Origin of the sequence: Solihabitans fulvus (assembly GCF_008386585.1) — a bacterium.
Taxonomy (GTDB): Bacteria; Actinomycetota; Actinomycetes; order Mycobacteriales; family Pseudonocardiaceae; genus Solihabitans; species Solihabitans fulvus.
This window is the reverse complement of the sequence record NZ_VUOB01000045.1, coordinates 24,957-46,073: the sequence shown is the minus strand read 5'-3', so window position 1 is coordinate 46,073 and position 21,117 is coordinate 24,957. Positions and strand designations below refer to the sequence as shown.

General features: G+C 70.8%; 11 protein-coding genes. 7 read left to right on the top strand and 4 right to left on the bottom strand.

Annotated features, from left to right (window positions below):
- Window positions 1–37: 37 nt before the first annotated feature.
- Window positions 38–2,647, bottom strand: coding sequence for a rifamycin-inactivating phosphotransferase (gene rph, locus F0L68_RS24890; protein ID WP_149852217.1), 2,610 nt, complete (start codon window positions 2,645–2,647; stop codon window positions 38–40).
- A gap of 210 nt (window positions 2,648–2,857) precedes the next feature.
- On the bottom strand, window positions 2,858–4,087 hold the full coding sequence (locus tag F0L68_RS24885; RefSeq protein ID WP_149852216.1) for an alpha/beta fold hydrolase: 1,230 nt from the start codon (window positions 4,085–4,087) through the stop codon (window positions 2,858–2,860).
- A 147-nt stretch (window positions 4,088–4,234) separates the two neighbouring features.
- Here F0L68_RS24885 and F0L68_RS24880 point away from each other — a divergent pair, with 147 nt between their 5' ends.
- From F0L68_RS24880 to F0L68_RS24860, 5 genes are all read left to right on the top strand, one after another.
- A complete protein-coding gene (locus F0L68_RS24880; RefSeq protein ID WP_149852215.1) occupies window positions 4,235–4,837 on the top strand; it encodes a TetR family transcriptional regulator in 603 nt (200 codons plus the stop codon).
- Window positions 4,838–5,055: 218 nt separating this feature from the next.
- Window positions 5,056–5,973, top strand: a complete 918-nt coding sequence (locus F0L68_RS24875; protein ID WP_149852214.1) for a patatin-like phospholipase family protein — start codon at window positions 5,056–5,058, stop codon at window positions 5,971–5,973.
- A gap of 189 nt (window positions 5,974–6,162) precedes the next feature.
- On the top strand, window positions 6,163–6,837 hold the full coding sequence (locus F0L68_RS24870) for a hypothetical protein (RefSeq protein WP_149852213.1): 675 nt from the start codon (window positions 6,163–6,165) through the stop codon (window positions 6,835–6,837).
- Window positions 6,838–6,974: 137 nt separating this feature from the next.
- On the top strand, window positions 6,975–7,337 hold the full coding sequence (locus F0L68_RS24865) for a nuclear transport factor 2 family protein (protein ID WP_149852212.1): 363 nt from the start codon (window positions 6,975–6,977) through the stop codon (window positions 7,335–7,337).
- 205 nt (window positions 7,338–7,542) lie between these two features.
- A complete protein-coding gene (locus F0L68_RS24860; protein WP_149852211.1) occupies window positions 7,543–8,322 on the top strand; it encodes an alpha/beta fold hydrolase in 780 nt (259 codons plus the stop codon).
- A gap of 43 nt (window positions 8,323–8,365) precedes the next feature.
- Here F0L68_RS24860 and ligA read toward each other — a convergent pair whose 3' ends face one another.
- Both ligA and F0L68_RS24850 read right to left on the bottom strand, forming a co-directional pair.
- Complete coding sequence (gene ligA / locus F0L68_RS24855) at window positions 8,366–10,357, bottom strand: NAD-dependent DNA ligase LigA (RefSeq protein ID WP_149852210.1); 1,992 nt, start codon at window positions 10,355–10,357, stop codon at window positions 8,366–8,368.
- 150 nt (window positions 10,358–10,507) lie between these two features.
- A complete protein-coding gene (locus tag F0L68_RS24850) occupies window positions 10,508–12,034 on the bottom strand; it encodes an alpha/beta hydrolase (RefSeq protein WP_149852209.1) in 1,527 nt (508 codons plus the stop codon).
- A gap of 191 nt (window positions 12,035–12,225) precedes the next feature.
- Here F0L68_RS24850 and F0L68_RS24845 point away from each other — a divergent pair, with 191 nt between their 5' ends.
- Window positions 12,226–13,413, top strand: coding sequence for a hypothetical protein (locus F0L68_RS24845; RefSeq protein WP_149852208.1), 1,188 nt, complete (start codon window positions 12,226–12,228; stop codon window positions 13,411–13,413).
- A 426-nt stretch (window positions 13,414–13,839) separates the two neighbouring features.
- Window positions 13,840–21,117, top strand: a complete 7,278-nt coding sequence (locus F0L68_RS24835; protein WP_188316809.1) for a type I polyketide synthase — start codon at window positions 13,840–13,842, stop codon at window positions 21,115–21,117.

Sequence of the window (21,117 nt, the reverse complement as noted above, 5' to 3'; positions counted from 1 at the left end):
ACGCCGGCCGGCCTTTCGTGGCTTGTCGGTGGGTCGGTCAGGCCAGGATCTCGACGTACCCGTCGGTTCCGTGCACGCGGATCCGCTGCCCGTCCCGGATCAGCCGGGTGGCCTGGTCCACGCCGACGACGGCCGGCAGGCCGTACTCCCTTGCGATCACCGCGCCATGGGTCATCAGGCCGCCCACCTCCGTCACCAGGCCCGCGATGCCGACGAACAGCGGCGACCAGCTGGGGTCCGTGAAGGTCGTGACCAGGATGTCGCCCGCCTCGAGATCGGCGTCCGCCATGTCCAGGATGACGCGGGCCCTTCCCTCGACGGTCCCGGCGGACACCGGTAGGCCGATCAGGGCGCCCGCCGGCGCGTCGTCGCGCCGGTACGCCCCGGTGACGGCCTCGCCATCCGAGGTGAGCACCCGGGGCGGGGTGAGCGCGTGGAAGGACCGGAACGCGTCCTTGCGCTGCTGGATCAGGCTGCCATCCACCCGGTTCGAGCGCGCGACGTCGCGGAGTTCCTCGAACGTGAGGTAGAAGATGTCCTCCTTCTCCGGAAGCACGCCGGCCCGCACGAGGCGCTCGGCCTCCGCAAGGAGGGCCCGCTTGTAGACGAAGTAGCGGCTGATGATGCCGTACTTCGGGTACTCCCGGTACCCGATGAAGGTTCTGACCCGGTCGATCATCCGCTTGGCCTCGTCGGCCTTCCGGTCCCCGTCCGGCAGGGCCCGCAGGCGCGACAACACGTCCCGTTCCTTCTCCTCCGCCTTCTGTCGCCCCTCCTCGAAGCGTCGCTCGGCGGCGCCGGGCTCGAAGTTCCTGATGTTGTCGAGGATCACGGGCACGAGCATGGTGGGGCGCTCGCGCCACCGCGGCCTCGTGATGTCGATCTCGCCGACGCAGCGCATGCCGTACCGGTCGAGGTAGGCCTCGATGGCGTCGCGCGCCTCGATCCCGCCCGCGAGCTTCGCCAGCTCGTCCAGGAAGCCCTCGTCCTCGACGCCCTGGAGGAACGTCACCACCTCCGGCAGGGGGCGGATCACGTCCGCGACGTCCAGCAGCGCCAGCCCCATCTCCGACGTGATGTTGTCGGGCGCGGACAGCGTCAGCGTGTCGGCCGCGTTCTTCTCGCCAAGCCACTCCAACAGCGTGTCGTTGAGCCACTGCGTGGCGTCCATGCCCGCCATGATCGCCTGGATGTTCAGGGGATCGCCGAGGACTCGCTTGTGCTCCGCGAACGCCTCGAGCAGGAAGTCGAACAGCGCCGGTCCGGTCCTCGTCCGGATGTCGCGCTCCAGGGCGGCGATGGACATCCGGCTGCGCTCGATCAGCTCGCCGACGATCGCCGGATCGGGCTCGGCCGGGGCGGACGCGCCGCCGGCCGGACGCCCGCCGGGACCCGCGCCGGGACCCGCGTCCGGGGGAGACAGGACGAAGTCGTCGCGGTCGAGGACGGTCTCCAGGGCGTCCCTCATCAGCGGGTCGCCCCTGCCCATCACGTCCAGGAGGGCGGCGCGGCTCGCGGGCGCGGCCAGGCGCCGGGTGACGTCGACGAACAGCCTCCCGCCGGCCTCGTGCATCGGCACCATGGCCGTCAGCCGCCACACGGACAGCCCAAGAGGCTTCATGGGGTCGGTCATCATCTGCCCGTGACCGACGGAGACGTAGACGTGGTTCTCCTGGTCACCGGCCTCGGGGATGGGGAACAGCGTCGTGATCGGCCGGCTCTGCACGATCTGGAAGCCGTCATCAACCAGGCACCATTCGATGTCCTGTGGGCGGCCGAAGTGCGCTTCGATCCGCCGCCCGAGCTGCACGAGCCGCACGACCTGCGCATCCGTCAGCGTCGGCTGCTCCTGCCGCTGCGGGTCGATCGCCACTTCCTCGGTGCCGCCGGTAGGCAGGGCGTGCACGGCACGCTGTTTGACGGCGATCGCCCTGGTGACGACCTCGCCGTCTCGCACCGTGAAGACGTCCGGGTTCACCAGGCCGGAGACCAGGGCCTCGCCGAGGCCGAAGCTGGCGTCCACGGTGGCGACCTTACGGTTGCCCGTGACGGGGTCGGCCGTGAACAGGACGCCGGCCGCATGCGGGAGGACTAGCTGCTGCACCACCACGGCCATGTGGACCGTGCGGTGGTCGATGCCGTTGCGCCGGCGGTAGGCCACGGCCCGCTCGGTGAACAGCGAGGCCCAGCACCGGCTGACGTGCTGGAGGATCGCCGCCGCCCCCACGACGTTCAGGTACGTGTCCTGCTGGCCGGCGAAGGAGGCCGTCGGCAGGTCCTCCGCCGTCGCGCTGGACCGGACGGCGTAGGCGGCCTGCTCGCCGAGCCTGGCGAGCGCGCCGGTGATCGCCCCCGCGAGATCGCCCGGGATGGCGATCCCTTCGATGGTCAGACGAATCCGCGCGCTCAGCGTGCGGATCGCCGCCCGGTCGTCCGGGTCAAGGCGCGACAACTGATCGAGCTGGTCGTCGATCGTCGGCGCTTCCGCCATGATCCGGCGGAAGGCGTCCGTTGTCACGCAGAAGCCGCTCGGCACACGGATGCCCTCGATCCGCGACAGCCCGCCAAGGTGCGCGCCCTTGCCGCCGACGACCGCGACCTGCGTCTCGTCGACCTCGCGAAGGTCCACCACGTACTGCTCGATCACTGCGACACCTCCTGTCGAGCACGTCCCATCGCGTTCCCATACGCCGACAACAACACACGCACGTAGTGCCCCGTTCCGCAAGTCATGGCATCGGCCGCAGATTCTGCGCCGTCACCCGGGTCTTGCGGCAAGCCCCCCGGTCCGCTATACGTTGAAGTGGAGGGGAGAGTTCTCCTTGCCCTGTCGAGGCCGCCCGGCGAGCGGTGGCCGTCACTGTTCCCTGTGGATGCCGTCGATATGGTGTGCGGCGCACCACTCGCGCACGGCACGGCGCGGCGGGTCGCGCACGATCGACGACCAGGAAGTGAACAGCCGCATCGTTTCGCGCGCGTGGCGCGCGGCCAGCTCGGGCGAGTGGGCGAAGACGTCGAGTTCGTTGGCGATCGTCAGCTCGGCGAACGCGCGCAACTGGACATCGGTGAACGCGGTTCGACGGCCCGTGGCGCGATGGACGTGCACGGGTTCGGGCGTGCGGAAGCTCGGGTAGCTGGCCGCGCGATCGCAGGAGCCGTAGCGCTCGACCAGCGCTTCGGCCTGCGCTCCGACGACCGCGACGAGACAGTCACGTGTCGCGCCGGCGAGCCCCTCCGGGAAGCCGTCCGTTCCGTACGCGGCATGGACGTGCGCCGCGTCCACGACCCATGCGGGCGCCTGCCATTGCTCGAGGGTCGCGGCGGTCCGACGGAGATGGCTGAGCAGGTCGCCGCCCGGGTGCGCGATCGCGTCGGCGCCTGCGCGGCGCAGGTGGTTGTCGATCCTGCGCGCCCGCACCAGCGGATCCCCTAGCAGGTCGACCACGAGCTCACCGAGCTGCCGAGGGGCATCGCGGGCGACGAGGTGTCCCGCTCCGGCGATCGACGCCTCGCGCGCGTGCGGCACGAGTTCGCGCAGCCGCGCGGCATCGTCGGCGGTCAGCGGGGATCGCTCGCCGCGCAGCAGGAGGACCGGCGCGGACACCGTGGCCGCGGCGCGCCGAAGCTCGGGGCCCCTGCGGAGGATGTCGTCGACCAGGGGGTGGTCGGCGAGAGGGCCGACTGTGCGTGCCAGCCAGGACCGCGTGCGGTCGGGCGGCGGGTCGGGAACGACGTCGACGAGGACCAGACCCGCGACCGCGGCCTCCCGGTCGGCGAGGGCCAGGAGCGCGGCGAACCCGCCAAGCGAGGCTCCGACGACCACCGGCGCCGCGTCGAGCAGGTCGATCATGGCGCCCACGTCGCCGGCGATGACGTCGAGGGCATCCCCGCCGACACCGCCGCTGGCGCCGTGCCCGCGTAGGTCGAAGGCGATGCCCTGGTAGCCGGCCGCCGCGAGCGCGTCCTGCACCGGTGCCCAGACCTGACGTCGCTCGCCGCCGGCGTGCAGCAGCAGGACGGGTGGCCCCGATCCCGTGCTGTCGCTGACGATCGTGGCTCCCGGGCGTCCGATTCGGACGGTCGTCACCGGGTGTCCCGACCCTGGCGGTCGAAGCGGGCTCGTGGCGGCGTCAGATCGATCATGGGCATGCGGGGGATCTCCGATCGTCCCGATTCACCTTGACCCCTCAAGGTAGTGAGCCTACCTGGGTGAGTCAAGGTAGGCTTCGTCGTCATGCCGCCCACCCGCGTCCGCCGCTCTCCCGCCGAAGCCCGAGCGCTGATCCTCGAGGCGGCCGAGGGCATCCTCATCGAGGGCGGCCCCTCGGCGGTGCAGATGCGCGCCGTCGCCCAGCGCCTCGACATGACGGACGCGGGCGTCGCACACCATTTCGGCAGCCGCGCGGGCCTACTGGTCGAGCTCCTGCGCCACGGCGGGCGGCGGATTCGCGACGCGGTCGCGCAGGCGACGGAGGGCTGGGTCGCCAACGGCGAGACCGTCGCGTACCTGGTCGACCGCGTCGCCACGGTCTACGAGGACGGCTACGGCGAGCTCGCGGTCGCGCTCCATGCCGCCGGCTGGCGCGACGAGGGCACGGGCATGCTCGACCCCGTCGTCGAGGCCCTGCACGCGGCTCGCCGCCGCCGAGGCGGGCGCCCGCGCCGCGAGGACACGCGGCTGGCCGTGGCGGCACTGCACCAGGCGCTCGCCACCGACCCGTCCTACGGCGCCGCGTTTCGGCGCAGCGCCGGCATCGCGGCCGACGCCGCGGCCGACCCAACCGCGCAGCGACGGTGGTGGGCGCGAACGCTCACGAGCGTGCTGGGTCTCGACTGACCGGAGCCCGGTTGGAGTCGTGATCACGTGACGGAAAAGGAATGGGCGGGATCGCATCGGGCTGATAGCGTGCCGTCGACCGTGACACTGCCCGAGGAGGTGAGACCCATGAACGTTGTATCGAAGTGGGTGCTCCCCTTCCCTGTCACCGTTGGGCGATTGACGTAGGTATCGCCGGGAGCGCCTCGACAACAAGGCACTCTCGAAAGGCGAACCTCATGGTTCACGATGTTGCTCTGGTTCTCGGTGGTGGTGGGGCTGCCGGACAGGCGTGGCAGATCGGCGTCATCGCAGGTCTGGCCGAAGCTGATCTCGATCTGACCGAGGCCGCCGACCTGGTGATCGGCACCTCGTCCGGTTCCACCACGGCAGTGCACGTGCGCAGCGGCACACCAGCGGCCGAACTGTTGGCCGCGGTGTTGTCGTCCCCGCCGGTTCAACCGGTTGGACAGCACCAGGAACGGCCGCCGTCCCTGCCGATGGCCACGGTGTTCGAGCGGATGCGAGCCATCGGCGCCGCCGCCACCTCGGCAGCCGAGCTACAACGCGCGATGGGCGCGTTCGGGTTGGAGAGCGACGCCGTACTCGGCCCCGCGGCGGGCCAGCGGCGCGCAATGGTCGCCGCCCGGCTGCCCCACCCCGACTGGCCGGATCGGCCGATGATCGTGGTAGCCGTCAACGCGCACACCGGCGAGTTGGCCGCGTTCGACCGCGATTCCGGCGTCGACCTGGTGGACGCGGTCATCGCGAGCACCGCGCTGCCCGGTATGGCCCCCACGCACAACATCAACGGAACTCACTACATCAACGGTGGCGTGCGTTCCGGCGAGAACACCGACCTTGCCTCGGGTTTCGCGAACGTCGTGGTGCTCTCACCGTTCGGCGGACAGCACCGGACGTCACCGCAGGCAGGCCAGTTCGAGGGTCTGCGCAGAGATCCGGAATGGGGAACGGATCTGGCCAGCGAGGTCGAGGCCCTGCGCAAGCAGGGCAGCCGCGTCGAGGTGATTACGCCGGACGCCGATTCCCGAGCCGCGATGGGCACGAACCAGATGGATCCGGCGACCCGCATCCCCGCCGCCCGTGCCGGTCACGCCCAAGGCAAGCGGGAAGCGATCCGCGTGACGTTCCTCTGACGGTTGCCCGTCTCCCGCTCTGCGGTGTGCGGTCGCGGCGTCCGGCTGGCAAGCCCGGCCGCCGCGACCCCGCGCCGAGCTGGGAGATGTGCACCACGCTCAGGCGCCCGGCGATCAATTGCCTGGTCGCGGACCGGTGTCCATGTCTACGGTGTCGTCGCCGAAGTCGGGACTCGGGGAGGTGGCAGGGTGCGGCTGGATGGGCGGGAGTGGCCGACGCTGATCGACACCGTGCGGTTGGGTGGCGACAGCTACCGGGTGATCCGTCCTGCGCGTCCGATCGGCCACGCGTCACTGTACGAAGGCAGGCTGGGTGCCCAACTGTCCGTGGACAAGGCCGCGACCGTGGACCTCGCGTTCGCCTGGTGGCTGGTCGCTCGTTCGCGCCACAGCCTGGTGTACCTGCCGCTGCGGTCGAGTGGTTCCTCGTGCGGAGCGGAGTACGGCGGGAGGAGGCTCGATCTCGTGTTGCTGCACCACAGCCTCCGGTTCCCGGTGTCGCGGTGGAGGCAGGTCCGCGCGCGCCTGTCCCCGTCGGTAGCCCACACGGTGACGCTGCCACCCCAGGCGTTCCGCACGGCCGATCGCGAGGAGCACGTGCGGCGCTTCCACCGCGAGTTCCACGATCACCTCCGCTGGGCCGTCGCCGCCGATACGTTGTTCCTCATCGGCAGCCGTCTCGCCTATGAACTTGAGGGCGACCAGGTGCGCGCACTCGCCGAGGACTGCCCGGCACACCTTGCCGCGTCGCCCACCGCGCACTGTTGCGCGGAGATCGAGCTAGGGCGCTTCCGGCCGCCCACCCCGGACCGCCGCAATTCGCTCGCGCAGCTGCACGTCGAATGCTGCAACCGTCACTGGTGAACCCTCGACCGAGCCCTGCGCTCGGACGTGGCGGCGATCACGGTCGCGCTTACCTTTGAGGTAATCGACGTCATGACCCCCGGTCGGCGAAGCTTGTCTCACAACAGGAGATCAGCACCGAACAGGGAGTGAAACCCATGAGCAGCACCGAGAACCTCGTCGCCCGCTACCTCGAAGCCTGGAACACCACCGACCCGGCCGAGCGCGCCGCGGTGCTGGCCGAGGTGTTCACCGAGGACGCCCGCTACACCGATCCCCTGGTGGACGCCGAGGGCCGCGACGTCATCGACCAGGTCATCGCCGGAGCCCAGGCCCAGTTCACCGGCCTGGCATTCACCTCGGGCGGCCCGGTCGACGCGCACCACAACACCGCGCGTTTCTCCTGGCACCTGGGCGTTCCCGGCGACGAGCCCCTGGTGATCGGCTTCGACGTCGCCGTGATCGAGAACGACCGCATCGCCAGGGTCTACGGCTTCCTCGACAAGGTCCCGGCCGCCTGAGCCGTGACCGCGCCACCGGCCCAGACAGTCTCCGATCCTGTGCGTGGCGCCCCTACTGGTGTGGGGGCGCACTCGCCAGGACCGGTGCCGGTGCTCCCGCACCGCCCCTCCATCGCCCGACCTACCACGAGCAGCAAAGCGTGACCTGAGTCTCGAACATGGCCGAAGTCTAGCCATACCTGAGTATCAAAATGATACTCAGGCCATGAGATACGCGAACACGTTCGCCTACCGCCGGTTCGGGCCGACCGGCGGCGTCCCGCTGCTCCTGACCAACCGGTTCCGTGCGACCACCGACCACTGGGACCCGGCTCTCCTCGACGTCCTCGCCCGCGAACGCGACGTGATCGTGTTCGACAACCTCGGCGTCGGCCAAACCCCCGGCGACGTCCCCGACTCGATACCCGCCATGGCCGACGGTGCCGCCGCCTTCCTCAGGGCACTGGGCACGGACCAGGTCGACGTCCTCGGCTGGTCGATGGGTGGGATGGTCGCCCAGGCCCTCGCCCTGCACCACCCCGACCTGGTCCGCAGGCTCGTCGTCGCCGGCAGCGGTCCCGGCGGCGTACCCGACGCGCCCTCCACCCCGGACCGGGTGTGGCCGACCGCGCTGAAACCGGAGAACGACGACGAGGACTTCCTGTACCTGTTCTTCCCGGAGTCCCCAGCCGGTCGCGCGGCGGGCATCGAGTCCCTTGGCCGGCTGCGACCCGGCGCGCACGTGACGGCCGCCGGAGTGCGCGCGCAGTTCGCCGCGATCCGGGAGTGGAGCGGCTCAGGGGCCTGGGACCGACTGCCCGACCTGGATCTGCCCGTCCTGGTCGCCGCCGGCGCGCAGGACGTGATGGCCCACCCCTATCTCAGCTACGCGATGTCACAACGGCTGCCCGACGCCACCCTGACCGTGTACGGCCGGTCCGGGCACGCGTTCCTGTTCCAGTACGCCGACGCGTTCGGGCGCCAGGTCCTGGACTTCCTCCGCTGACCGGGGAAGACCTCCGCTCACGCGAGGGCCGATGAGTCGCCGTTCACGCGATGCCGGCGTCGATGAGTTGTTGCCAGATCTGGCCCTGTTCGGCGGTCTGGACGCCGAGCTTCTCGGCCTTGGCCAGCTTGCTCGCGCCGACCTCGGCTCCGGTGATGAGCAGGTCGGTGTTCGCCGAGACCGACGAGGCGATGGTCGCGCCCGCCTTCTCGCACAGACGCTGGAAGGCGGGGCGGGGCACCTTCTCGCCGGAGCGCGGGTCGTTGATCGCGCCGGTGACCACCACGGTCTTGCCGGCCAGCGGCGCGTCCACGGCAACCCTGGGCGGGAGGTCCTCCTCGCGCACGTCCAGCGAGACACCGCGTTCCCGCAGCCGGACAAGTTCGGGACGCAGCCGGGTGAGGTGCTCGATCAACGAGGAGGCGACCCGAGGGCCGATGTCCTCCACGGCAACGAGGCGTTCCTCGTCCGCGCCGGCGACCTCCTCCAGCGAGCCGAACCCCGCGCGGCACAGGCGGGTCGCGGTGCCCTCGGAGGCCATCGGGATCGCCAGGCCGATCAGGGCCCGGCGCAGCCCCACCTGACGGCTGGCCGCGATGGACTCGATCATGCGGGCGGCCGACACCTCGCCGATGCGGTCGAACTCCAGCAGTCGTTCCTTGGTCAGGGCGTAGAAGTCCGACGGGTGCTCCAGGTCGCCGGACTCGGCGAGCCGTTCGATCCACACCGGACCGACGGCGTCGATGTCGGCCGCCGCGCGCGAGGCCCAGTGCACCAACCGACGAACAGTCTGCGCCGGGCAGGAAACGTTGGTGCAGAACAGTTCCCGGCTGTTGCCCTGTTCGGTGAGCGGCTCCAGGCAGGACGGGCACGTGGCCGGCGGCACGATCTCCCGCTCCGCGCCGGTGCGCCGCGACTCGTCCAACACCCCGGCGACGAACGGGATCACGTCACCGGCCCGACGCACCAGCACCGTGTCGCCGATGCGGATGCCGCGCGCCCGGATGACCTCCTGGTTGGCCAGGGTCGCGCGGGTGACCGTGGTGCCGCCCACGAACACCGGCTCCAACAGGGCCACCGGGGCGATCTTGCCGGTCTTGCCGACGTCCCACACCACGTCGGCCAGCACCGTGGTCTTCTCCTCGGCGGCGAACTTGAACGCCAGCGCCCCGCGCGGCGAGCTGGACCGCGTGCCCGCCGCCGCGTAGGCGTCCCGGTCGGCCAGCCGCAGCACCGCGCCGTCCAGGTCGTAGTCCCGGTCGTTGCGGCCCTGCTCGATCTGGGTGATCACCGCCTGTGTCTGCTCGGCGTCGACGCACAGCCGCATGTCCGCACCCTGCAACCCGAGCGCACGCAGGGCCTGCTCCAGTTCGCTCGGGGCACCGCCGGCTGCGGTGTCCAGGTCGAACGCGAACAAGTGGAGGCGCCGCTCGGCGACGGTGGCCGGGTCCTTGGCCCGCAGGGTGCCAGCGGCGGCGTTGCGCGGGTTGATCAGCGGCTTGTCCGGGTGCGCGGCGTTGTAGGCGGCGAAGGTGGAGCGCAGCATCACCGCCTCGCCGCGCACCTCGACCCTGCCGGGGGCGTCGATGCGCTCGGGCACGCCGTCGACCAGTGCGCGGACCAGCACGGTCACGTCGTCGCCGGTGGTGCCGTCGCCCCGGGTGACCGCCCGCGCCAGCCGCCCGTCCTGGTAGACCAGCGCCAGGGACAGCCCGTCGAGCTTGGGCATGACCACCACCGGCTGACCGGGAAACCGGTCGAGGAACGCGGCGACCTGGTCGGGCCTGGTCGCCTTCTCCAGCGACAGCATCGGCCGCGAATGCCGCACCGGCGCGTGCAGCACCGTCGCGGCGCCGACCTGCTCCAGCGGGTTCGGGTCGGGCGCCAGCTCCGGGTTCGCCTCGATCAGGGCCCGCAGCTCGTCCTCGACCTCGTCGTACTCGGCGTCGGCCACCAGGGGCGAGCCCCGATAGTAGGCGTCGCGCAGCGCCACGACCTGCTCGGCGAGTTCCTGGATGCGTTCCCCGGTGTCCACAACGCGCAAACTACCTCGCCCCACCGACGCCCCGCATGTACCGTCACCTCGGCCGTGTCGACCCCGGCCACCCCGTCGAACTTGCGTGCCTCGCCTGCGCGGAGACGGCCGATCTTGTCCGCCTACACGCAGGCGAGCCACCTCGTGCCGTCAGGACCCGCTGTGCCCCATTACTGGCCCGAATCCGGTCCCGTAAGGTCGAACTCCTCGATCATGGTCCGAGGACACCTGCACGGTCGCGGGCACGCTTGCGCAACGGGCTGGCTGTGCGGGCGTCTCCAGCGTGGCCAGATAGCCGTCGACCGCCTTGCCGACGCAGTCGCCCTTGTCATAAACACCGTGACCCCAGCCTTCGTAGGTCAACAGCACGGTGGCGTCCTTGGACTGCCGGTGTGCGTTGGCTGCCCACAGGTAGGAGGTCGCCGGGTCGTACAACGAGTTCAGCATCAGGATCTTGGGCGCGTTCCTGATGGTCAACGGGTGCTGCGGATTGTTGATCTTCTCCGGCATCCCGACGCAGTCGATGATCGACTTGTGCCCGATCGAACCGCCGCGCATGTGCGGCGCCACGGCGTTCTCGATGGCCGACAGCGACTGGTACTCGGCGAACGTGTGCACCGGCAGACTGAAGTCGGCACAGAACGTCGACTGCCATGGGAGATTGATTTCCGCGACGTCGCGGACGGACAGCCGCTGCGTGGGTGTGCCCGTCTGCAACGTTGACAGCCACTTGGCGTAGTCCCCGAAGTACGGGCCGTAGAACGCGTTGCTCGCCAGGGAGATGATGCTCTTCGCGTCGACCGGGTAGCCTTCTTCGAAGACCTCGCCCCGGTCGGCCTTGGCCAGCAGGTCGTCCCAGAACTTGGTAACATCCCTGCCGTACAGGGCGCAGGAAGTCGTGGCCTCGCACCACTTCACCCACTCGGTGAACGAACTCTCCGCGGTCTGCGCCGAGGTGGCGGCGAAGGCGCGGGTGCCGATGCTGTGGTCCATGTTGCTGTCGATGACCATGGACCGGATCTTGTCGCCGTAGCGCTCGGCGTACTGCTGGCCCATCAACGTGCCGTACGAGAGGCCGTAGAAGTTGATCTGGTTCTCGCCCAGCGCCTGCCGGATCGAGTCCATGTCCTGGACGGTCGCGCCGTTGTCGGCGTGATCGGCGATCGGCCCGCTGCGCTTGCGGCAGTCCGCACGCAGGTCACGGTTGAACGTGACCAGCGCGTCGAACTCGGCCTCGGTGGCCGGGTAGTCCGATGGCCGCTTCAGCCCCAGGTCCGAGGAGCACCGCACCGGCTGGCTGAGGCGCACGCCGCGCGGGTCCCAGCCGATGATGTCGAAGCGGGCTCGGACGTCCGCGCTGAAGTAGTTCTTCTGGCGGATGGCGAAACTGACGCCGGACAGCCCCGGTCCGCCCGGGTTGACCAGCAGGACGCCCACCCGTTTGGCCGGGTCGGTCGCCTTGCGGCGGGCCACCGCGAGATCGAACGTGTCGCCCGACGGGTTGGCGTAGTCGATGGGCAGCCGCAGAGTGCCGCACTCCGCCGTCGCGTCGTCCGCGCAGGGCTTCCAGTCGATGCTCCCGGCGCTCACGGCCGGTTCAGCGTGCGCAACCGGCGCGCCGAGCATCAGCGCCGCACCGACGAGCGCGACCCCTAACGCTCGCGTGATCGTTGACAACAGTTGTCTCCGCTCAGTAGCAAGGGTGGGGACACCGGTAGTGGTGTCCCCACCCCATGGACGTTCTCGCGGAGCCCTTTTGTTGCGGTCAGATGCCGGCTTTCTCCCGATTGTCGGCGGCCGGATGGCGGGCGCTGTGGGTTTCGACCATGCCGCCCGCCGGCAGAGCTGTAGTCGGTAGGATACCGAGCGTGATCAACGGACCGGTGCGTCGTGCGTTGTTCGCCGTGGACGTCGAGCGCTCCGGTGACGTCCGTCGCGACAACGTCGCCTGGGATGAGCTGAAGCGGGCGTTGCACCGTGCGGTACAGGTCGCGTTCGCCGCGAGCGGGATCGACCTCGCGCGGCTTCAGGTCCGCGACACCGGCGACGGGATGATCGTGGACGTGCCGGACACCGTCGACCGAGGGCGCCTGCTGCACCCCCTTCTCGCGGTGCTCGCCCAGGAGTTGCGCACCCACAACCAGCGGGCGAGTCAGACGGCCCAGATTCGCGTGCGGGTGGCCCTGCACGACGCCGACGTGACGCTCGACGAGTCGGGATTCCCCAACGGCCCGCAGATGGTCATTCTGGCCAGGCTGTTGGACAGCGCCCGCCTGCGCGACGAGCTTCGACGCGCCCCGGCCACCGCCACCGTCGCGGCGATCCTGTCCGACCGCTTCCACGGCTCGGTCGTCCGGCACGGCTACCCCGGCGTCGACGCCGAGCTGTTCCACCAGGTCGAGGTGCGGACGAAGGAGACCACGGCCACGGGCTGGATCCACCTGCCCGGCCATCAGTCGCGGCCGCGGCGACCACGCCGGGCCCTCGCCCTCGCCGTCGCGGCGGCCGTGATCGTCCTGGTCGTCGTCGGCGTGGTCTGGCTCGTCCCGGGGCGCGGCGATCAGAACGCAGGTGGAAATCCCGGGCACCCAGACACTGCGTCGACCCACCCGCCTGCCGCCGACCTGACCACGACGGTGCCGACGACCACGGCGCCGACTTCTTCTCGACCGACGACGGTGGTGACCACGACGCCCGTCGGGAAGTGCACCGACCTGTACTTCGAGCAGGAACCGAAGATCTCGACCGGCGAGGTCCAACAGCTGCCCGAGGGTGTCACGGCGGAGAGGGTCTACCCAGGGCTGTCGCAGTTTCCCACCGGCGGCCTGTTCCTGCGGGACCGCAAGCCCCTCGGCGCGATCAAGTTCTACTACGAGGACCCCGGACTCGGCTTCGCCGTGGTCAACGTGGTCGACGCGACATGCGCGCCGGTCCAGTCGACGTCGAAGAAGGTCGCCGCCGACACCTATGTGGCGTCGTTCCGCCTCGGCGCCGAGGACTTCGAGCTTGTGGTCAAGCTCAACGGACTGGCGGACGTGACCTTCCGCCGACCATGACGGGGTGCGGACCCTGAGGCAGGGCCGTGGAGATGTTGTCCGACGCGGTCTTTGGTTCGACTGCTGCGGTCCGCCGCCGCGCACGAATACCGCGCCAAGGGAAGGGGGCACCCCGGTGGCGGCGGCAACGCAGGCCCCGGCCGTGGTCCTGGCCAGGGCGGCGACGGGAGCGCCGGCGCCGGATCCGGTCCAGGCGGCGGGGCAGGCACCGGCCGTCGCCCGGGTCAGGGCGGCAGCGGTGCCGGGACAGGAGCCGGCGCGACCCCCGCTACGGCGCGATAGCCCGCCGCACTTCCCGGTCAGCGGGAACCACGCCGTGCAGGCGCTTTCCTTGGCGCAGCGAGTCGTCACCCTTTGGGTTGGCGATTCAGGTGAACCCTCGGTGTAGCGACTGAAGAGCGTCGCGGAAGCGGCACCATGGCGAGAGTGCCTGACAAGATCGCAATCGTGGGTGTGGCCTGTCGGTTTCCCGGTGGCGTAGCGGATCTGGACGACCTGTGGTCGCTGCTGTCCGAGGGCCGAGAGGCAGTGGGTGTTCCACCGACGGACCGGTTCGACCTGGACCGGTACCACGACACCAACCAGATGCGGCCGGGCAAGTCCTACACGTTCGTCGGTGGCTACCTCGACGACATCGCCGGGTTCGACGCGGACTTCTTCGGGATCAGCCCGCGTGAGGCGCTGAGCATCGACCCGCAACAGCGGCTGCTGCTGGAACTGGGCGTCGAGGCGTTGGACGACGCCGGTATCGATCCACGCGCCCTGCGCGGCTCCGACAGCGCGGTGTTCGTTGGCGCGTCGGTAATGGACTACGCCGGGCAGCAGATGGTGACGCCCGAGACCATCGGCCCCTACACGAACTCCGGTTCGGCGCTGTCCAACACGGCGAACCGGCTCTCCTACCAACTCGACCTGCACGGGCCGAGCCTGAAGGTGGACACCGCGTGCGCGTCGGCGCTCAACGCCGTGCACCTGGCCTGCGAGCACCTGCGGCACGGCGGCGGCAGGGTGGCCTTCGCGGCCGGGGTGAACATCCTGCTCAATCCGCTGGCGTTCGTGGGGTTCGCCAAGGCGGGCTTCCTGTCGCCGACCGGTCACTGCCGTCCGTTCTCAGCAGACGCCGACGGCTATGTGCGGGCCGAGGGCGCGGGAGTGCTGGTGCTCAAGCGGCTGGCCGACGCGGTGGCCGACGGTGATCGAGTGCACGCGGTGATCGAGGGCTCGGGCACCAACAGCGACGGGAACACGGCCGGGCTGGTGCTCCCCAGCGCGCAGGCCCAGGAAAGCCTGCTGCACCAGGTGTACCAACGCTTCGCTCTGGACCCGGACGAGCTGGTCTACGTGGAGGCGCACGGCACCGGAACCCCGATCGGCGACCCCGCCGAGTGCCAGGCCATCGGGAACGCGCTGGGCATCCGCCGCTCGGGCGGGCCGCTGCCGATCGGGTCGGTCAAGGGCAATCTCGGGCATCTGGAACCGGCGTCGGGCATGGCGGGCCTGTGCAAGGCGATCCTGGTGCTGCGGCACCAGCAGATCCCACCTACCCCGAACACGAGCCCACGCAGCCAGGACATCGACTTCGAGGGCCTGGCCCTGGCTCCGGTGGACCACCTGCGGCCCACCGGCGCGGGCTCCCTGGTCGGCGTCAGCTCCTTCGGGTTCGGCGGCACGAACGTGCACGTCGTCCTCAGCGGGCCTCCCGAGAGTCCAGCGACTCCTCAGCGGGACAGCACGACCGTGCCGATCGTCGTGTCGGGGCACACCGAGGCCGCGTTGACCGAGGCGCTGTCCCGGATGGACGAACGGTTGGCGGGCTGCGCGGACTTCCGTGACCTCGCCTACACGGCCTGGCGGCGGCGGGGCCAGCACGCGTACCGGCGCGTGGTGCTCGCCGACACAGCGGCACAGGCGCGCCGCCGGTTGGCGGAGCCGGGCCTCCCGCAGCGCGCGACCGAGCGGGGCACGGTGGCGTTCGCGTTCTCCGGGCACGGGGCGACCTGGCCGGGGATGGCCGTCGGCCTGCTCGACGCCGACCCGGTGTTCGCCACGACCGTCGCCGAGGTCGACGCGACACTGGAGCCTCTGGTGGGGTGGCGGGTCGCCGACGAACTACGGGCTGTCCGGCCACGCCTTGCCGACACGAGGGTGATCCAACCGGTCCTGTTCGCGGTGCAGGCCGGCATCGCGGCGGTGCTGGCCGAGCACGGCCTGCGCCCGCAGGCCGTGTACGGGCACAGCGTCGGTGAGATCGCGGCCGCGTTCGTGGGCGGGGTCTATGACCTGAGGCAGGCTGTGCAGCTGGTGGTGGCGCGCAGCCAGGCACAGGCCGACACCGCGGGCACCGGCACCATGGCCGCGATCAACCTGCCACCCGACGAGGCCGAAGCGCAGCTCGTTCGGTACGGCGGGCGCGTGGAGATCGCCGGGATCAACAGCGCCACCGACGTCACGGTCGCCGGCCCCCGCGACGATCTGCGCGACCTGGCCGACCGGCTCAGCGAGCGCGAGGTGTTCTGCCGTCTGCTCGACCTGGACTACCCGTTCCACAGCGCGGCCATGGACCCGTTGCGCCCCGGAGTGCTGGCCGCTCTGGCTGATCTCACGCCGAAACCGACCGAGATCGAGTTCATGTCCACGGTCACCGGCGGGCCACTGCTCGGGGAACGGATGGACGCGGAGTACTGGTGGCGCAACATCCGCGAGCCCGTCCGGTTCGCCGAAGCGACCGACCACCTGGTGGCCGCCGGGTTCGACACGATCATCGAGATCGGCCCGCGCCCGGTCCTCCAGACCTACCTCAAGCGCGCGGCCGGGGACGGCGTGCTCGCCGTGCTGCCCACGCTGACCATGACCGATCCCGGACCGCGTGCCCTGCGCACGGTGGTGGAGTCCGCGCTGGCGGCCGGGGTCGACAGCCGCGCCGAGCGCTACTTCCCGCAGCCGGGCCAGGTGGTGTCGCTGCCCCGATACCCCTGGCAGCGCGAGAGGTTCTTCGCCGGCAGCAAGTACATCTGGAGCGGAGTGTCGGCAGCGCCGGACCACGTGTTGCTCGGCGACCGGGCCAGAGTGTCCGACCCGACCTGGCAGTCCACGGTGGACCCCGCTCGGCTGCCGTGGCTGAGCGGACACAAAGCGGGTGGCACGGCGATCATGCCGGCTGCCGGGTATCTGGAAATGGGCTGGGCCGCGGGAGAACTCGCCTTGGACGGGCCGGTCGAGGTGTGCGAGCTACACATCACCAAGCCGATGGCCGCCCCCGAGGACGAATCGGTCCTGCCGCTCATGCAGGTCTCACTGTCCGAAGAGGACGGTGTGTTCCGCGTCGCCACCCGCAACGGCGACAACCAACAGTGGCAGACCCATGCCAGGGGCAGGGTGCGCAGCCGAGTGGCCGCGCCGCCACCGCCGCTGGACCTGGCGGCGCTGCGCGCTCGATTCGCCGAGCGGGGGCAGCACGTCGACGGCACCGCGCACTACGTCGACGCCAAGCGGCTCGGTCTCGACTACGGCCCTGATTTCCAGGTGATCTCCCAGTTGTCGGTGGAGGACAGGGAGGTGCTCGCCGACTACGACTGCTCACACTTGGACCTGTCCGCGTTCGGCGCGCACCCGGCCTGGACCGACGCCGCGCCACAGGCCGCGGTGCAGCTCGGCCGGATGCTGCACGGCATCGTCACCAGCGACGCCGCCTATCTGCCCGTCGTGGTCGGCACAGCGCGGTTGTGGGGCACGCCGACGGCGACCGGAGTCGTGCACTTCCGCTGCCGAGCCGTTTCCGCCACGTCGGCCACCGCCGACATCACGATGACCGACGAGTCGGGCGCGGTCCTGCTGGAACTGCTGGACTTCCGGTTCCTGCGGATCACTCTGCCCGCCAGGCACTCGATCCGACGACAGCACACGGTGCTGCGCGCGGTGCCACGCGGCCCCGCGCCGGTCGCCGAGGTGGACTACCTGCTGCCGGAGAGCTCGGTGGCACCTGACCGCAGGTACGGCGACATCAGGCAGAGAAAGCTCGCCCACACGGCGGCGTTCGTCGCGCGTGCCATCCGCGCGCTGCTCGACGGCGCGGAGGTCTTCTTCACCGAGGACCTGTTCGCGTCGGGCGTCAAACCCGACTACGCGCGCCTGGTGGACCTGCTGATCTCCGTCGCTGTCGACCATGGTGCACTCACCTGGCTCGGAGAGTTTCAGGGTCGGTCCCGGTGGCGGCTCAACCCGGTCGCCGAGCCCGTGTTCGACGATTTCGTCGCCGAGTTCCCCGAGTACGTCACGGATCTCGTGCTGGCCGGGCGGTGCGGCCTGCACCTGGCCGACCTGTTGCGCGGCGAACGCGACGTGCTCGACATCCTGTTGCCCACCCACGGCAGCGACACCCTCGCCCACTACTACGACCTGCTGCCGGTTCTGGCCTCGCTGAACCGGGGCGCGGCCGAGGCGGTTCGCGCGCTGGCCGCACAGTGGCCCGAGGACCGGCCGCTGCGGGTGCTGGAGATCGGCGGCGGCACCGGAGGGCTGACCGCCGCGCTGCTGCCGGTGCTGCCGCCGGACCGCACGCACTACGTGTTCACCGACGTCTCGGCGGTGTTCCTGGCCCCGGCCGCCGCCCGGTTCGCGCCCTACGACTTCGTCGAGTACCGAACCCTCGACCTCGACCAACCCGAGGCAGAGCCGGGCGCGTTCGACCTGGTGGTGGCGGGAAACGCGCTGCACGCGGCCAAGGACGTGCGGGCGGCGCTGCGCTCGGTGTCGGACCTGCTGGCCGACCACGGTCGCCTGCTGTTCGTCGAGTCACACGACCCGCGCATGCTGGCCCTGCCGTTCGGCCTGGCACCGGGGTTCTGGTCGATGACGGACCTCGACCTGCGCCGCCACTCGCCGCTGCTGTCCGCGCCGGCATGGCGAGACCTGCTGCGCGCCAACGACTTCACCGGGGCGCGGACCCTGGCTGAGTCGGGTCCGTGTTCGCTGACAACAGGGACCAGAGCGCCAAGGACCACGCCACTGCCGGAGGTGCTGCCGACCGCGTCGGGCACACGGGTGGTTGTCGTCGCCGAGGACGACACCGAGGCCGAACTGGCCGACGCGCTCACCGCGAGACTCGCCAAGCAGGGCGCGACCGCGATCGGGGCGACCGGGGACAGCGACATCGGCGACTGGCTGCACGGGCCGTCGACCGATGTGGTGCTGCTGCTCGCCGAGACGGAACCGACCCCCGAGGCGGCCCTGGCGTCCACCACCAGGCGGTTCGCGCTGGTGCGCGCCCTCGCGACCAGCTCGGGCGACCTGTCAGCGGGGGCGACGGCCCGGCTCTGGCTGGTCGGCCGGCCAGCCGGCGTCAACCCGGCACCGGAACGGGCCACCAACCCGGTCGACGCCGCGCTGTGGGGCGCGACGCGCACCATCGCCGCCGAGTGCAACACGCTGGCCGTGCACCGGATCTCGCTGGAACGCGGCGCGCCACTCGACCACCTCGTGCGAGAGGTGCTGGACCCCACCGAGGACGACGAGGTGGTGTTCACCGCAGCGGGCAGATTCGTTCCCCGGCTGGCCGACCTGCCGGCGATCCCGGCGCGCGACACGTCCACGGCCTACCAGATGGTCGTTCGCGACACAGGGCCCGCGTACCGGCTGTCCTGGGTGGCCACCGAACTGCCCGAACCCGGTGCCGGACAAGTGCTCGTCGAAGCGCGCGCGACCGGTCTGAACTACCGCGACGCGCTGATCGCGGTGGGCATGCTGCCGGACTGGGTGGGGGAGCACGGAATGGCCGGCACCCACGTCGGCTTCGAAGTGTCCGGTGTGGTCAGCGCGGTCGGCCCCGGCGTGACGCGGTTCAGGCCCGGTGACCAGGTGGTGGGGTTCTGCGCAGGCGGGTTCGCCTCGCACGTGGTCGTCGAGCAGCATCTGGCCGCGCATCTGCCCGCAGGGTTCGACCTGGTCGCGGCGGCCGGAGCGCCGGTGGCGTTCCTCACCGCCGAGTACGGGCTCCGGCATCTGGCCAGGCTGACCGGGGGTGAGGTCGTGCTGGTGCACGGCGCGGCTGGCGGTGTCGGGCTGGCCGCGATCCAGGTCGCCCGAGCCCTGGGCGCCACGGTGATCGCCACTGCGGGAACCGACGAGAAGCGGGACTTCCTGCGGCTGCTTGGCATCGAGCACGTCTTCGACTCGCGCAACCTGAGCTTCGCCGCCGACGTGCTCGCCGCCACCGGCGGCCGGGGCGTGGACGTGGTGCTCAACTCGCTTGGCGGGGAGTTCATCGCGCGCAGCCTCGACCTGCTGCGGCTGGGCGGCCGGTTCGTGGAACTGGGCAAGCGCGACCTGTACGGCGACCGCAACGTCTCGCTGCGGCTGTTCCGCAACAACATCAGCTACTTCGCCGTCGACATCGACCAACTGGGCAGGCACCGCATCGAGGAGATCGGCGCGGCCTACGACCAGTTCGTGGCCCAGGCCGAGGCACATACCTACCGGCCCGTCCCGTACCGGGTCTTCCCCGCGGCCCGGCTGGGCGAGGCGCTGCGGTCGATCCAGCACTCCCGGCACATCGGCAAGCTGGTCGTCGCCCTCGACCAGCGCCCGAGGGTCGAGCAGCCCGCCCCTGCCCCGATCGCCCTCGACCCCACGGGCAGCTACCTCGTCACCGGCGGCGCGGGCGGCTTCGGAGCGGAAACGGCCCGCTGGCTGGTTGACCGAGGGGCGCGGCACCTCGTGCTGGTCAACCGGCGCGGTATGGCCGTGCCCGAGGCCGGCGACCTGGTCACCGAGCTGGCGGCGCGCGGTGTCGACGTGTCCGTCCACGCCGCCGACGTCACCGACGAACCCGCGATGCGGGAACTGGTCGCCGCCGTCGACGGGGGAGGAGCACGGTTGCGCGGTGTGGTGCACGCGGCGATGGTGCTTGACGACGCGTTGGTCACCGACCTGACCGCCGAGCGGTTCCAGGCCGTCCTGGCGCCGAAGATGGCGGGCGCGCTGGTGCTGGACCGAGTGACCGAGGGACACGACCTGGACCTGTTCCTGATGTTCTCCTCGGCGGCGGCCGTGGTCGGCAACGCGGGGCAGGCCGCCTACTGCGCTGGGAACCTGTTCCTGGAGGCACTGGCCCGTGCCCGCAGGGCCCGTGGACTGGTGGGGCAGGCGATCGCCTGGGGCGCGCTGGGGGAGGTCGGCTACGTGGCCCGCAACGAGGCCACCGCCCGAACGGTGGCCAGAGCGGGCCTCGGGCTGATGCCGTTGCACCAGATCCGCAGGGCGCTGGACGAGCTGGTCGGCTCCGCGGAGACGGCGCCGGAGGTCGCTGTGGTGTGGAGCCACGACGGGGAGTTCGTGCGCAGGCTCTATTCGCACCTGACCACGCCTCGGCTGGGCGACCTTGTCGGCGGCCAGCACAGCGACGACGACGAGTACGACGACCTGATCGACCGGTTGCGAGAGGCGACGGTGGAGGAGGCGATCGCGCTGACCGCCGACACCATCGCGAACACGCTGGCCGACGTGCTCGGCATCGACCCCGAGCGCATTGACCGCAACGGCCCGCTCGATCACCTCGGCGTGGACTCGCTGATGGGAGCCGAGCTGATCACCAAGATGAGGCGCCGCTTCGGCCGGGAGATCCCGCTCATGCGGGTGGTCGCCAGCAGCGGCATCGACGACCTGGCCAGGTCACTGGTCACCTACTTCAAGAGCGAGGACAACCAGTGA

Excerpts from the sequence above, each read along its gene's own strand:
- F0L68_RS24875 (WP_149852214.1), top strand. The coding sequence starts at position 5,056 with ATGGTTCACGATGTTGCTCTGGTTCTCGGTGGTGGTGGGGCTGCCGGA.
- F0L68_RS24880 (WP_149852215.1), top strand. The coding sequence starts at position 4,235 with ATGCCGCCCACCCGCGTCCGCCGCTCTCCCGCCGAAGCCCGAGCGCTG.
- F0L68_RS24860 (WP_149852211.1), top strand. The coding sequence starts at position 7,543 with ATGAGATACGCGAACACGTTCGCCTACCGCCGGTTCGGGCCGACCGGC.
- F0L68_RS24865 (WP_149852212.1), top strand. The coding sequence starts at position 6,975 with ATGAGCAGCACCGAGAACCTCGTCGCCCGCTACCTCGAAGCCTGGAAC.